14 protein-coding genes and 1 pseudogene are annotated in these 12,921 nt (G+C 40.0%); 3 read left to right on the top strand and 12 right to left on the bottom strand.

Translation table 11 applies throughout. From position 1 onward, the window contains the following. Nucleotides 1-38 precede the first annotated feature (38 nt). The 6 genes from PFZ69_RS15890 to PFZ69_RS15865 all read right to left on the bottom strand — a co-directional run bounded on the left by PFZ69_RS15890 (nucleotide 39) and on the right by PFZ69_RS15865 (nucleotide 7,251). Nucleotides 39-1,670 (bottom strand): peptide ABC transporter substrate-binding protein, encoded by a 1,632-nt coding sequence (locus PFZ69_RS15890; RefSeq protein WP_270182085.1) that lies wholly within the window; start codon nucleotides 1,668-1,670, stop codon nucleotides 39-41. Between the two features lie 61 nt (nucleotides 1,671-1,731). Continuing rightward, nucleotides 1,732-2,682: an ABC transporter permease gene (locus tag PFZ69_RS15885; protein WP_270182084.1), complete on the bottom strand. Its 951-nt coding sequence runs from the start codon at nucleotides 2,680-2,682 to the stop codon at nucleotides 1,732-1,734. Between the two features lie 2 nt (nucleotides 2,683-2,684). Continuing rightward, nucleotides 2,685-3,614, bottom strand: a complete 930-nt coding sequence (locus tag PFZ69_RS15880; RefSeq protein WP_270182083.1) for an ABC transporter permease — start codon at nucleotides 3,612-3,614, stop codon at nucleotides 2,685-2,687. A 15-nt stretch (nucleotides 3,615-3,629) separates the two neighbouring features. Then, on the bottom strand, nucleotides 3,630-4,451 hold the full coding sequence (locus PFZ69_RS15875) for a M55 family metallopeptidase (protein WP_270182082.1): 822 nt from the start codon (nucleotides 4,449-4,451) through the stop codon (nucleotides 3,630-3,632). Between the two features lie 105 nt (nucleotides 4,452-4,556). Further along, a complete protein-coding gene (locus tag PFZ69_RS15870; RefSeq protein WP_270182081.1) occupies nucleotides 4,557-6,440 on the bottom strand; it encodes an ABC-F family ATP-binding cassette domain-containing protein in 1,884 nt (627 codons plus the stop codon). Nucleotides 6,441-6,843: 403 nt separating this feature from the next. Further along, nucleotides 6,844-7,251: a DUF2203 family protein gene (locus PFZ69_RS15865; RefSeq protein ID WP_270182080.1), complete on the bottom strand. Its 408-nt coding sequence runs from the start codon at nucleotides 7,249-7,251 to the stop codon at nucleotides 6,844-6,846. Nucleotides 7,252-7,420: 169 nt separating this feature from the next. On the opposite strand from PFZ69_RS15865, the gene PFZ69_RS15860 reads away from it, so the two are divergent. Continuing rightward, nucleotides 7,421-7,744 (top strand): 2Fe-2S iron-sulfur cluster-binding protein, encoded by a 324-nt coding sequence (locus PFZ69_RS15860; protein ID WP_270182079.1) that lies wholly within the window; start codon nucleotides 7,421-7,423, stop codon nucleotides 7,742-7,744. A gap of 40 nt (nucleotides 7,745-7,784) precedes the next feature. On the opposite strand, the pseudogene PFZ69_RS15855 reads toward PFZ69_RS15860, so the two are convergent. Further along, a pseudogene (locus tag PFZ69_RS15855) lies at nucleotides 7,785-8,276 on the bottom strand (dihydrofolate reductase); the annotation flags it as partial. Further along, a complete protein-coding gene (locus PFZ69_RS15850) occupies nucleotides 8,267-9,061 on the bottom strand; it encodes a thymidylate synthase (protein ID WP_270182077.1) in 795 nt (264 codons plus the stop codon). The gene PFZ69_RS15850 and the pseudogene PFZ69_RS15855, both read right to left, overlap by 10 nt. Before the next feature lie 104 nt (nucleotides 9,062-9,165). Between PFZ69_RS15850 and PFZ69_RS15845 the strand changes: the two genes are divergently transcribed. Then, a complete protein-coding gene (locus tag PFZ69_RS15845; protein WP_270182076.1) occupies nucleotides 9,166-9,609 on the top strand; it encodes an Hsp20/alpha crystallin family protein in 444 nt (147 codons plus the stop codon). 33 nt (nucleotides 9,610-9,642) lie between these two features. On the opposite strand, the gene trxB is transcribed toward PFZ69_RS15845, so the two are convergent. Beyond that, nucleotides 9,643-10,584 (bottom strand): thioredoxin-disulfide reductase, encoded by a 942-nt coding sequence (gene trxB / locus PFZ69_RS15840; protein WP_270182075.1) that lies wholly within the window; start codon nucleotides 10,582-10,584, stop codon nucleotides 9,643-9,645. Nucleotides 10,585-10,782: 198 nt separating this feature from the next. On the opposite strand from trxB, the gene PFZ69_RS15835 reads away from it, so the two are divergent. Next, nucleotides 10,783-11,019, top strand: a complete 237-nt coding sequence (locus tag PFZ69_RS15835; RefSeq protein ID WP_263622934.1) for a YuzB family protein — start codon at nucleotides 10,783-10,785, stop codon at nucleotides 11,017-11,019. A 204-nt stretch (nucleotides 11,020-11,223) separates the two neighbouring features. Here the strand turns inward: PFZ69_RS15835 and PFZ69_RS15830 are convergent, their stop codons facing one another. The 3 genes from PFZ69_RS15830 to PFZ69_RS15820 all read right to left on the bottom strand — a co-directional run bounded on the left by PFZ69_RS15830 (nucleotide 11,224) and on the right by PFZ69_RS15820 (nucleotide 12,608). Beyond that, nucleotides 11,224-11,445: a hypothetical protein gene (locus PFZ69_RS15830; protein ID WP_270182074.1), complete on the bottom strand. Its 222-nt coding sequence runs from the start codon at nucleotides 11,443-11,445 to the stop codon at nucleotides 11,224-11,226. Between the two features lie 48 nt (nucleotides 11,446-11,493). Continuing rightward, the gene (locus PFZ69_RS15825) at nucleotides 11,494-12,144 is read right to left on the bottom strand and encodes a YpjP family protein (protein WP_270182073.1); all 651 of its coding nucleotides are present in this window, start codon (nucleotides 12,142-12,144) and stop codon (nucleotides 11,494-11,496) included. Nucleotides 12,145-12,272: 128 nt separating this feature from the next. Next, on the bottom strand, nucleotides 12,273-12,608 hold the full coding sequence (locus PFZ69_RS15820; protein WP_270182072.1) for a transporter: 336 nt from the start codon (nucleotides 12,606-12,608) through the stop codon (nucleotides 12,273-12,275). Nucleotides 12,609-12,921 lie beyond the last annotated feature (313 nt).

The raw sequence follows: 12,921 nt of genomic DNA, 5'->3' as shown, positions 1-12,921 counted from the left end.
AGAAAGAGCCTGGGCGCAAACGCACCCGGCTCTTTAAACTATTTGATATCTGCCGTTTTAAGCTCCATATAACCAACAGGGTGTCTAACGATTCCTGTTACATCTTCGCTTTGTAAATAAACATGATTGTAGAAGTGAATTGGGAAAATTGGCATTTCATCGAATAAAATCGATTCTGCTTCGTGCATCAATTCAAATCGCTTTTCTTCATCTGTTTCATTCTTTGCTTGTTCGATCAAGCTATCAAACTCGTCATTGCTCCACCCAGTTCGATTCATAGAATGCCCCGTTTGGAAGCTTTCTAAGAAGTTAATTGGATCAGCGTAGTCAGCAAGGAACGAACTACGGGAGAATTGCAGTTTTAATGCTTTCTGCTCTGTTGAGAAGACGTTCCATTCCTGGTTCGCAAGTTCCACATCTACTCCTAGCGATTCTTTATACATTTGTTGAAGTGTTTCAGCAATCTTCTTATGAGAATCACTCGTATTATAAGTAAGTGTTACAGCAGGAAGTGTGTCATACCCTTCTTCTTCCATTCCTTTTTCAAGCAGTTCTTTCGCTTTTGCTGCATCGGTAGAAACCAGATCTCCTCCGACTTCTCTAAAGTCTCCTCCTGATGGATCTTCAAATCCGTATGCAACAAATCCTTTAGCTGGTTTTTCTTGTCCTTTTGTTACGAATTCTACAATTTGCTGCTGATCGACAGCCATTGCGAATGCTTTACGAATGTTTGCATTTTGGAACGGTTCCATTTCAGTATTAAAGCGATAGAAGTACGTTCCAGACTGGTCTTCTACTTGTGCTTTTCCTTCGTCGAATAACTGTTCACTCAAGTCTGCAGGTACGTCGGATGTATGAAGATCTCCTGTCTTATACATTTGATACTCTGTATTTGTATCATCGACCATCGCCCAATGAACTTCGTCAAGGTTTACACTTTCTGCGTCCCAATATTCTTCGTTCTTCTCGAAAACAAACTCCGTTTCATGAGTCCATTTTGAAAGTTTGAATGGACCATTACTTACATAGCTATCTGCTTCTGTATGCCATTCAGGGTTTTGTTCTACTGTTTCTTTATGAACAGGGAAGAAAGCAGGGTTTGAAATTAAAGTTGGAAAGAACCCAACAGGGCTAGTAAGTTGTACTTCAAGTGTTTTTTCATCAACGGCTGTTACCATCATATCTTCAGCGGAACCTTCGCCAGTATTGTAAGCTTCTGCTCCTTCAATAAAGTAAGCAAGAAAAGCAGCTGGTGATGCTGTATCTGGGTTAGCAAGTCGTTTCCACGCAAACTCAAAATCTTGTGCAGTTACAGGCTCCCCATTCGACCAACTTGCGTCTTCTCTAATGTTGAACGTATAGGTTTTTCCATCTTCTGAAACGTCCCACTCTTTTGCAGTAGCCGGTTGTGGCTCATCATTATCGTCGAGCCTCGTCATACCCTCCATCAAGTTATTCAGTGCATTCCATGATACACTATCAAACCCGATCGGTGGATCAAATGACGTAGGCTCTGCTCCATTGTTTAATTTAAGAATTTTTGAGCTTTGTTCTTGGCTATCTCCTTCACTTCCACTATTCGAATTACTAGAGCTGTCTTGCGTTGTTGTACAGCCTACAATTCCAATAAGAAGAAGAAGCGAAAGAAACATGGTGACTATTTTTTTCATTTCGTTTCCCCCTAAACTAGTTTATAGAAAAGTCGCTCATAATGAGCACTCTACTATCCTATTATTTTCTTAGCTTTGGATCTAATGCATCCTGTAATCCATCTCCTAAAACGTTAAAAGCAAACATCGTTAATGAAATGAAAAATGCAGGAAAGAATAATCTCCACCAATGTCCTGACAGTATGGCAGATAGTCCGTCATTCGCCATGACTCCCCAGCTCGCGATTGGAGCTTGGACGCCAAGCCCAAGAAAACTCAGGAAGGCTTCGGCAAATATTGCTGTAGGAACAGTTAAGGTCATTTGAACTATGATCGGTCCCATAGTGTTTGGAAGCAGGTTCTTCCTGATAACACGACCTGCACTAGCTCCAAACGTTCGAGATGCTAGAACATGTTCAGAGTTTTTTAACTGCAATACTTGTCCTCGAACGATCCTCGCCATTCCGACCCATCCTGTAACGGTCAAAGCCACGATAATAGTAAATAATCCTGGTCCCATCACGACCATCAGTAGAATAACCATCAAGAGATATGGAAGACCATAAAGGATTTCGATGATTCTCATCATAAAATTATCTACGCGTCCACCTTTGTATCCTGAAAAGCCACCGTAAGCTACACCAATAATGAAATCGATAAATGCAGCCATAAACCCTACAAACAACGATATTCTTGCTCCATTCCATGTTCGTGTAAACATGTCCCTGCCAAGGTTGTCGGTGCCAAACCAATGTTCGGAAGATGGTGCCTGGTTCCCATTCGTAAGAACTTGATGGTCATACGAATAAGGTGAGATGATCGGTCCAAATACGGCCATCAAGATTAATAGGATCAATACGATTAATCCTGCCATCGATAACTTATTTTGTCTTAAGCGAATCCATGCATCCTTCCAATAAGAGACAGACGGCTTTGCAATATGATCGACATTGTATGAAGAGTTTTCAAGAGGCACGAACAAGTCGTCAGGTGTATAGGGCGTACCTTTGTTTGTTTTTTCTGGTAACGACATCTCTAATTCCCCCTCTTGTGAAGCTTAATTCTAGGATCGAGAATGCCGTAAGCGATATCTACGATAAATAACATCATGATTAAAAACGCACTATAAAACACCGTTGTTCCCATGATAACTGGGTAATCTCGATCATTAATCCCATTGATAAAGTATTTACCCATACCTGGAATTGCAAAAATTTTCTCGATAACAAAGCTTCCTGTCAGTACACCTGCGACTAGCGTACCTAAAATCGTGATGACAGGTAGTAGTGCATTCCTCATCGCATGCTTGATTACGATCTGATACGTTGACATTCCTTTTGCTTTTGCTGTCAGTATATAATCTTGATTCAAAACCTCTATCATGCTCGACCGGGTTAAACGAGCAATGATCGCCATAGGACCTGTAGCAAGCGCAACTGCAGGAAGCACCATATGCATTGGTGAAGACCAAGTGGCCACAGGGAAGATCTCCCAGTTTACAGCTAACTGTTGAATGAGTAATGTAGCCATTATAAAGTTTGGAACGGATATTCCTATAACTGCAAACGTCATTGCTATGTAATCGATCGTGCCATTATGCTTTAAAGCAGCAAATATCCCGAGGATCACTCCCGAAATAACTGCAATCGCTAATGACAGCATTCCTAACTCCGCTGAAACAGGGAATCCCCTACCAATCATCTCATTTACAGAAGTTGATGATTGTTTGATAGAAGGTCCAAAGTCTAACGTTGCAAGTGATTTTAAATAGATAAAGTATTGAACGAATACTGGTTCATTCAAATGGTAGTGTGCTTCAAGATTTCGTTGAACAGCTTCGCTAGTATTACGTTCCTGGTTAAATGGTGATCCAGGAATGGCATGCATTAAAAAGAATGTAATCGTCACGATAATCCACAGTGTAATTAGCATGGCGAATAATCGATTTGCAACGTATTTCGCCAATAAAATCCCTACTTTCTAACTAAATGTCGTTCTTGATGCTAGTTCTGTCATGACAAGCATAGCTTGGTAGGCTTCTAGCATATCTTTTGCCTGAAACTTTACTGTTGTACCAGTTTCAATCTCAGCTCCTGGCATGATACTCGCCCATTCGGCCTGTCCATAATTCGTAAATTCGATACGGAAGATCGGTTTCTTTGGAGGAACTAAAGGATCTACTCGATGACGACTTTCGATGGCAGCAGTCGTTTGCTCCCTTAGTAGTTTGCCAGTTTTGTTGGGTGATGGAACTAATCCGGATGAACGCGAAATGGATTCTTTTACTGTAACAGTGGTAACGTTTGGAATAAGCGCTTCTGCTTCTGCTGTCGCTCTGTCATCTCCAGCTACTAATAAAACAGGAACGCCGTAGTACCCAGCTACGAACGCATTCAACCCTAGTTCTCCAACGGTTATGTCATCAATATAGAAATTTTTTACTGCATGTATCATTGAATGAGACATGATTCCTTTTAATGATGCCCGAGCATGGTAGCCTATGAATCCTGCCCCGTCATATGTATGGTCTAATCCTTCAACCATGGAAAACGGTTTTACATCTCCAGAAATAAGTTTTGCATCTTCATGTAGCTTTTCTACTAAAAGGTTGTTCATCTTGGAATGACTGTCGTTTACAATCACGTCTTCCACTCTACTTGCTAGAGCAGCCTCAATTACGTGGTTTGTTTCTTGCGTCATCAACTCTTGGCCGCGACGATAATTGTGTTTAGATGAATCCACAAACGTATCATCTACGATCCCAGAAATCCCTTCCATATCGACTGATAAATATAGCTTCACTCTTTCCCTCCTTCCACTCAATTCTTAACTTTCTGAATAATTATATCACGAATTCTCAAAATTTACTAAAAAGAAAAACCACCTGTTTCCAGGTGGTTCTCTTTACTAAATCTTTTCAGATAGTTCCGACCAGCGTTCAATTTTTTCTTCTAGCTCCATCGTTAAGGCTTGCTCTTCTTTGTATAATGTATCTACTTTCTCAAAGTCGCTGCCGGATTTTGTGATCTCTTCCTTTACGTTCTCAATCTTCAATTCGATTTCTTCAATCGTTTGTTGAATGGTCTCCCACTCTTTCTTTTCGTTATAGGACATCTTATTTTTCTTCGGTTTGTCCTCTTTCTCTACTACTTTGGTGGTTGCAACCTTCTTTTCTTCAGCTTCAAGCTCTTTTTCTCTTTTCTTCACATCTAAAAAGTCAGTGTATGAACCATAATAGTGATCGATCACACCGTTTCCTTCAAATACAAAAAGCTGTTCTGCAACTTTATCTAAAAAGTATCGATCGTGTGAAACCGTAATAACCGCGCCAGGAAAATCGGACAAATAATCCTCTAAAACTGAAAGTGTTTGTACATCGAGGTCATTTGTTGGCTCATCTAAGAAAAGAACGTTAGGCTCTTCCATCAAGATTCGAAGCAAGTAGAGTCTTCTTTTCTCTCCACCAGAAAGCCTGGATACATACGTCCACTGCAGCTCTGGTGAGAAAAGGAAGCGTTCTAGCATTTGTGAGGCAGTAATACTCCCACCTTTTTGAAGGCGTATTTGTTCGCCCCCTTCTCGAATGTATTCAATCACTCTTAAAGATTCATCTAGTCCTTCGTTTTGCTGAGTGTAAAAACCGATCTTCACAGTTGTTCCAATATCGATTGTGCCGCTATCTGGTTTTATCCGTCCCGCTAGCATGTTTAACAACGTCGTTTTACCAGACCCGTTAGCGCCAATGATTCCGATGCGATCTTGAGGAAGAACAAGGTAGCTAAAATCGTTTGTAATATAATGATCGTTGAACATTTTAGTAACATCTTCTGCTTCGATAACTTTCTTCCCTAGTCGGCTAGAACCAATCGCCATTTCAACGTTACCGTCAGTCTTGTGTTCTGGTGCTTCCTGCATGGTCTCAATTCGCTGCTTTCTCGCTTTTTGTTTCGTGGTTCTAGCTTTTGCCCCGCGTTTTAACCATTCTAATTCGCTTTGTAGCAATTTGTTTTGTTTATGAGCTTCTTTTTGTTCTCTTGCTTCTCGTAAAGCTTTTTGTTCTAAGAATGTTTCGTAATTCCCTCCATATTCAAACAAACGTCCCTTATCAAGCTCAAAAATACGGTTCGTAACACGATTTAGAAAATATCGATCATGTGTTACCAACAACAGTGTTCCTGAATATGTAGAAAGGTATTGTTCTAACCACTCGACCGTATCGTGGTCGATATGGTTTGTTGGTTCATCTAAAATCAATAAATCTGCTGGTTGAATAAAAGCTTTTGCTAAAGCCACTCGTTTTTGTTGCCCACCAGATAGTGTATTCACATTAGATTCAAATTTCGTTAATCCAAGCTTTGTAAGGATCGTCTTCGCTTTCGTACTAAAATCCCATGCATCCAATCGATCCATTTCCTCTTGAGCCGTAAGAAGACGCTCTTGGTAACCTGTATTTTCTGGATTATCAGTTACGTTTTGAAGTGCTACTTCATAGTTCCTAACTGCATTAAACAATGGTATATCACTGTCAAAAACCGTTTCAAGAATCGTTTTTCCTTCATGAAAAACTGGATCTTGTGGAAGATATTCCACTTGAAATGAATTTGCATGAAATAAACTCCCACTGTCTGCTGATTCGAGCCCAGCTAAGATTTTAAGAAGCGATGATTTTCCCGTTCCATTTACGCCTATTAAACCAATCCTCTGTCGTTCTTCTAATGAAAAAGATATTTCATCGAAAAGAGTTTTTTCTCCATAAGATTTGGTAATATTCTCAGCCTGAAGCAAGCTCATGACACTCATCCTTTTCTCTCTATAGTCTGCTTTCTATTTTACCCTTTTTGTCTTTAGAAAGGAACTAATTCACAACAATCACTGGATGAAGTGTGAGTTGCTCATCACTCTCTCGTACTTTGAATTGAAGATCACGGTTTGTCATATTGCATAGCGAAAGGCTCTCGAGATCTTCTCGACAGCCTCCTTATAGTATTGCTTACGCGTTCTTTTTTTGCTTCTTGTTTTTTTTATGTTTTTTGTTGTTGTTTTGGTCAGCAGAAAGTTCACTTGCAAACTCAGTTTCGTGCTTATGAGCTTGTTTTGGATTTTTCATTTTTCTTCACCTCCACTAGTAATAAGGTGTTCTGAATGTTATATTCTTATACTTAGTACGGTATGTGAAATTTCAAATAAGAAACCCTCAAACACGGTCGTCTTCCTTCGATCGTTCTAGCAACGATACCTGAGGGTTAAGCGTCACGTTTTCCTGTCCTTCTTTCCAATAAAGCTCCACCTCTTCACCGTTTAAAACAGCTGGGAATGCAATCAAACCATTTTCGATATCGATGATCTTCACTCCGAAACTGAGTAAGTTTCTAATAAACGTTTGAGCCTCTAATTCCATAAATTCCATTCTAGACTCTTTTTTGAATAGAATATCTTCATCTACTTTTGTTTTGTGACGATATAACAAGGTTTTCTTATGCTGCTCTAGCTGTTCATACTGTTCACCAAAAGATTGAGTCACGCTCTTAAGACCTGCCAGCTCTCGCTTTACTTTAGGAATCGTCTCATTCGCTTCGTGCTCTGTAAAATATCTCTTGTTCATGTGAGTTCTCCTCCATCCGATTATTCAATAGTATGTATTTACCCTTACTTGACATCTTTAAGCATAATTCGACGTATTTTTGCTTTTTGTTGTAAACCCTATAAATAGCTCTACAAATCCGCTATGATGGATAGTGAGGGGAACATTATAAAATAAGGAGGAATTTCTCTTGGCAAAAGTTACTGTACCAGATTATGGAACATTTGATGTAGAGGAAGGAACGAAGCTAACACTTGCGCTTGAAGACAACGATGTACATATTCTTCATCGATGTGGTGGTAAAGCTAAATGCACAACGTGTCGCGTTGAAGTGCTAGATGGCGATTTTGGAGAACTTACTGATATCGAAAAAGAAGCTTTTAAAAGAAAGGGTGTAGAAGAGAACCTACGCCTCTCATGTCAAGTCCGAGTAAACGGTGACTGTGAAGTTAAGCCAGCTATGACGATCGAAAGCTCGGGTCTTGATGATCCTGGTCCTCGCCCAGAGAAATAAAGAGTAAAACGCCGGTTCGTAGGAACCGGCGTTTCGCTTTTTATCTTCTTTCATAAATAACAAAATCATAATCGTAAGGATTCTTCTCATCCTTCTTATTTATATCTCTAGATTTCTCAACCCAATCCTCACTCTTTAAATCAGTGAAGTATGCATCGCCTTGAAATTCATTATGAATTTCTGTGATGTAAAGCCGATCGGCGTAAGGCAAGAGCTGACGGTAAATCTCAGCACCTCCGATTACAAACCATTCCTTTTCGTTATCTTCTTCAGCCATTTTTAGAAATTCTTCGATAGAATGTAGAATTGTTACGTTTTTGATGGAAAGCTCACGCCTTGTAATCACGTAACTTTCTCTTCCTGGTAGAGGCTTCCCAATGGATTCAAACGTTTTCCTACCCATTACGATTGATTTTTGCAGCGTCATTTTTTTAAAGTATGCAAGATCAGCTGGTAGATGCCACGGTAAATCATTGTTCTTACCGATCAAATGATTTTCATCCATTGCAAGTAAAAAAGAAATCATACAGATACCTCTCCCTTTATGTGTGGATGCGGATCATATTCTGTAAGTTCAAAGTCTTCAAATGAAAAATCGAATAATGATTTAACTTCAGGGTTAATTTTCATTTTAGGTAATGGTCTTGGATCTCTTGTTAACTGTAATTCAACCTGCTCAAGGTGATTATTGTAAATGTGTGCATCTCCAAGAGTATGGATGAATTCTCCAGGCTCTAAATCACATACCTGCGCCATCATCATCGTGAGTAAGGCGTAGGATGCGATGTTGAATGGTACGCCAAGAAAGACATCTGCTGAGCGCTGATAGAGCTGACATGAAAGTTTTCCATCAGCTACATAAAATTGAAAGAGACAATGACATGGAGGAAGCGCCATCTCATCCACTTGTGAAGGATTCCATGCCGTAACGATCATTCGTCTAGAATTAGGATTCGTTTTAATTTGATTGATTACGTTTTGAAGTTGATCTACCGTGTCACCATCAGCTCCAGTCCAAGACCTCCACTGGTGACCGTATACAGGTCCTAGTTCTCCATTTTCATCCGCCCATTCGTTCCAAATGCGGACGCCATTATCTTGAAGATATTTTACATTGGTATCTCCATTAATGAACCACAGTAATTCATGGATAATCGATCGTAAATGAAGCTTTTTCGTAGTTAACGCAGGAAAGCCTTCTTGCAAATCGAATCTCATCTGGTGACCAAAAACGCTAATAGTACCAGTACCCGTTCGATCAGACTTCTTTGTACCGTTATGTAGTATTTCTTCGCATAATTGTAAGTATGTTTTCATCTATGCTTCCCTCCCAAACATTTGCTAATTGTTATTGTACCACTGGAACGTTCTCATTCACACATCATATGTTATATGAGAAATTAAGGAAAGGATGATATGTGATGGGAAAAGGAGACAAACTTCCAAAGATTCTTCAGGATCCTAATCTTCAAAATTGGTTGAATACATTCGATGATTTTTTTAAGGATCCATTTTCTAATTTACTTCCACACCAGGCATTTCGTGTCGACCTATATGAAACGAATTCTGCTTTTATAGTTGAAGCTGAACTTCCTGGCGTATCAAAAGAACAAATTAAAGTAGAGCCATTAGGAGATAGCATCCGTATTTCCATTGAATCAGACAGCTTTCAAGAAGAACGGAATGATAAACAAAAGTACTATAAACAGGAAAGAGCGTATTCGAGTACTAGCAGATTGATCAAACTGCCCTATTCCTTTTCAATGAAGAATGTGAAGGGGAAATATGAGAACGGTATCCTCGAAGTCATGATACCTAAGAAAGATCGAATAAAAGATACCATAAACTATTTAGATATCGAATAAAAAAAGACGGAGGGGGATCCCTCCGTTTCTTTATTACATGCTCCAATCGATGAAAGCATTTCCTTCAAGGAATCTTTCACAATCCATCGCTGCCATACACCCAGTGCCTGCTGCTGTAATTGCCTGCCTGTAAGTAAAATCTTGCACGTCTCCACAAGCAAAAACACCTGGAAGGTTCGTACGGGTAGTTCCTGGTTCAACATTGATGTAACCTTTGTCATCCATGTCTATTTTTCCTTCAAGAAAATCAGTGTTTGGCTTATGACCGATCGCTACAAAGATTCCATCCGTCTCGATCGTTTCTTCATTACCTGAATCACTTTCTCTTACTTTGATTCCGCTTACTTTCTTTCCATCTGAAACAACTTCAACAGGTGAGTAGTTAAGCTTCCATGAGATCTTTTCATTATTACGCGCTCTTTCTTGCATGATTTTTGATGCTCTGAGTTCGTTCCTTCGATGAAGAATCGTAACTTCCGAAGCGAACTTAGTAAGGAAAGTGGCTTCCTCCATCGCAGAGTCTCCTCCGCCAACAACGACGATCTTCTTATTTCTAAAGAAGAACCCATCACACGTCGCGCAAGTGCTTACACCTCTACCCATATTCTCGGATTCTCCTGGTATTCCTAATAACTTTGCCGAAGCACCAGTCGAAATCAATACCGCATCTGCTTCTACATCACCAAGCGTATCGGTTTTTAAAGTATAAGGTCTTTTTGAAAAATCGATATCCTTAACCCAGCCTCTTTCAATTCGAGCACCGAAGCGTAATGCTTGTTTCTTCATGTTTTCCATTAACTCTGGGCCAAGTATTCCATCAGCAAACCCAGGAAAGTTTTCTACATCTGTCGTCAAGGTTAATTGACCACCCGGCTCTGGACCCTCGATAACGAGAGGCTCCATATTTGCTCTTGCTAAATAAATTGCAGCGGTTAAACCTGCTGGTCCCGTTCCTACGATAACTGGTTTATTCATAATGACCCTCCTCTATAAGCTTCATTATTTTATTTTTCCTTATTTTAAAGAAATAAACCCTCTATACGCATTTAGTATATCGTATTTACTGAATATTGCTTATTATTCTGCTCAATTGCAAAAGGTTGTTCATTACCATTCCTTCTTGATAAAATGAACAAGTGTAGAACTTGCAATCAGCATTGAGGTGATAATAGCATGAATCCTATCGTAGAGTTTTGTATGAGCAACCTATCAAGCGGTTCACATAAAGCGATGGAAATACTTGAAAAAGACCATGATCTAGATGTATTAGAATATTCTTGTCTAGGGCATTGTACGTTATGTAGTCAGGAGATGTATTGTCTCGTTAACGGAGAGCGCGTTACTGCTACATCTTCAGATGAACTCGTACGTAACGTATATCAATTTATTGAAGAAAATCCTATGTTTTAATTTGAGTTTGGTCTGGGCATAGTATTGAGTGACACCTAAAAGGAGGATTGCTCAATGAAAAGTCGCAATGGCTACGATCCCAAAACAGGGGCTCAGGGTACTAAAAGCGGTGAGGATGCTCTCCAAATGAATAAAAAAAGAGGCCCGCAACAAGCGCGCCCTAAAAAGAAGTAATACGACGCTGCTCAATTGAGCAGCGTTTACTTATGCGATTCTAAAACGATACAAAAACCAGAAATCCTCTATTGGTGACTCACCACTAGCAATGATATGATGCTCCCCTTCGTCATCAACTGTTATCCAGTTCTCGTGATCATCCTGATAGGCTGGATAAAAATTTCCTTTTTTAAATAATTTCCTTTCATTTTCAGTACCTGTTAAAGGATCTTCTTCAAATACATCTCTTATACATTGAACGAGTTCCATCTCTATTCATTCCCCTTCCAATCAAACAGAAACACCCCGCATGCCTCATTATGAGAGCCATTTTGGCGGAGTGTTTTTATCCCAATAAATTTTCCCAACTTCATGATGCTCACTAAAGTTATCTTTTTCGTCATGATAATGGAAGTTAAACCAGTACCCATCCTGAGGTGGATGGTCTCTTCTCACATGAAACCTCATCAAGTCATTCCCTGTTTTCTCGTTGTACACGTGCATGATACGTTCACCATAGCCACCAGATGGTTTATCAGTCAAACGAAGTGAACGAACGAAATCAACATCTAGTTCTTCGACTTTAGATGTAATGACCTCGCTTACTTTCGGAACGATTAAATTTATGTATTCGGACCCAACACGGTTAGCAATCGTGTCGCCAAACTTTCTTATTCCTAATTCTTCAGTTTGTAGTGAAGCATATGTAATGAATTCTTCTACTACCTCAGATGATGAAGAGCGTTCTGCAATCTCAGGCCATCGTAGGGGTTCACTCTCGACTTCTTCATATGATAGTTGAGGAGGCTCGTCCGTTTCAACAACGTGTGAAACGTCTTTTTGGTAGTTAGCTTCAGTCTTTTGTGCAGGTTTAAGATCTTGTAAATATTCTGTTGGTATAACTGTACCAAGCGTGATTACAGCAATGAATGCTACAAAAAGCTTTCTTGACCATAACGGAAAGCGCAATCGTCTACACCTGACTTTCTCAAATAAAAGATTTCTTACATTGTCCCATGAAGACGACGAAAATGCCAGATAATTTTTTAACTATTCTGTTACATATTTTGAGCGCTTCGTTAAAAGCGCTCATCCACTTAACAAGTAAACATTTCGATTCGATTAAGATCAATGCCTGTATATACCCATCTTCTTCCAGTCCATCGAAATCCAGATACAGATCTTCTGCCAACAAAAACTGGCCAGAACCAGAAGCGATTTCCACCTTTCATCCATATATACGTGTAGCGGTATAAACACCCTCTGATCGCAAACGGGTCTACTGCCTGCGTTCCTGCTTGTGCTGACATAGGCATTTGTGGTGTTGTTGATGGTGGACTAGAAGGTGGCTGCATCACTGGTTGTTGTTGACGAGGAGCCTCATAGGTATGAATGTGGTATGCGATGTGCTCATGTTCTTCACTGTACATCATTTCCATCCCTTCTCACTTGATATAGACACTGTATGCCCTTCTTAGGTGAGAGGTTCATTTGGACAACAAAAAAAGCACCTCTTTGAGTGTGCTGTCGCTTCATAATCAATTAAAATTATTATAAGAAATGGTGACCCGTACGGGATTCCGACGCGTTAGCTAGTCCTGCTGATTTCTCTTCTTCGAGAGAACTTCTGCAGGGGAACCCTTGGGTGAGAAGCCCGTAAGCTTCTTTGAAATGGTGACCCGTACGGGATTCGAACCCGTGTTACCGCCGTGAAAGGGCGGTGTCTTAACCGCTTGACCAACGGGC

The sequence above is a fragment of the Alkalihalobacillus sp. CinArs1 genome (assembly GCF_947387515.1).
Taxonomy (GTDB): Bacteria; Bacillota; Bacilli; order Bacillales; family Guptibacillaceae; genus Guptibacillus.
Note: the sequence above shows the minus strand (reverse complement) of the source record. Positions and strands in the feature narration are given on the sequence as shown.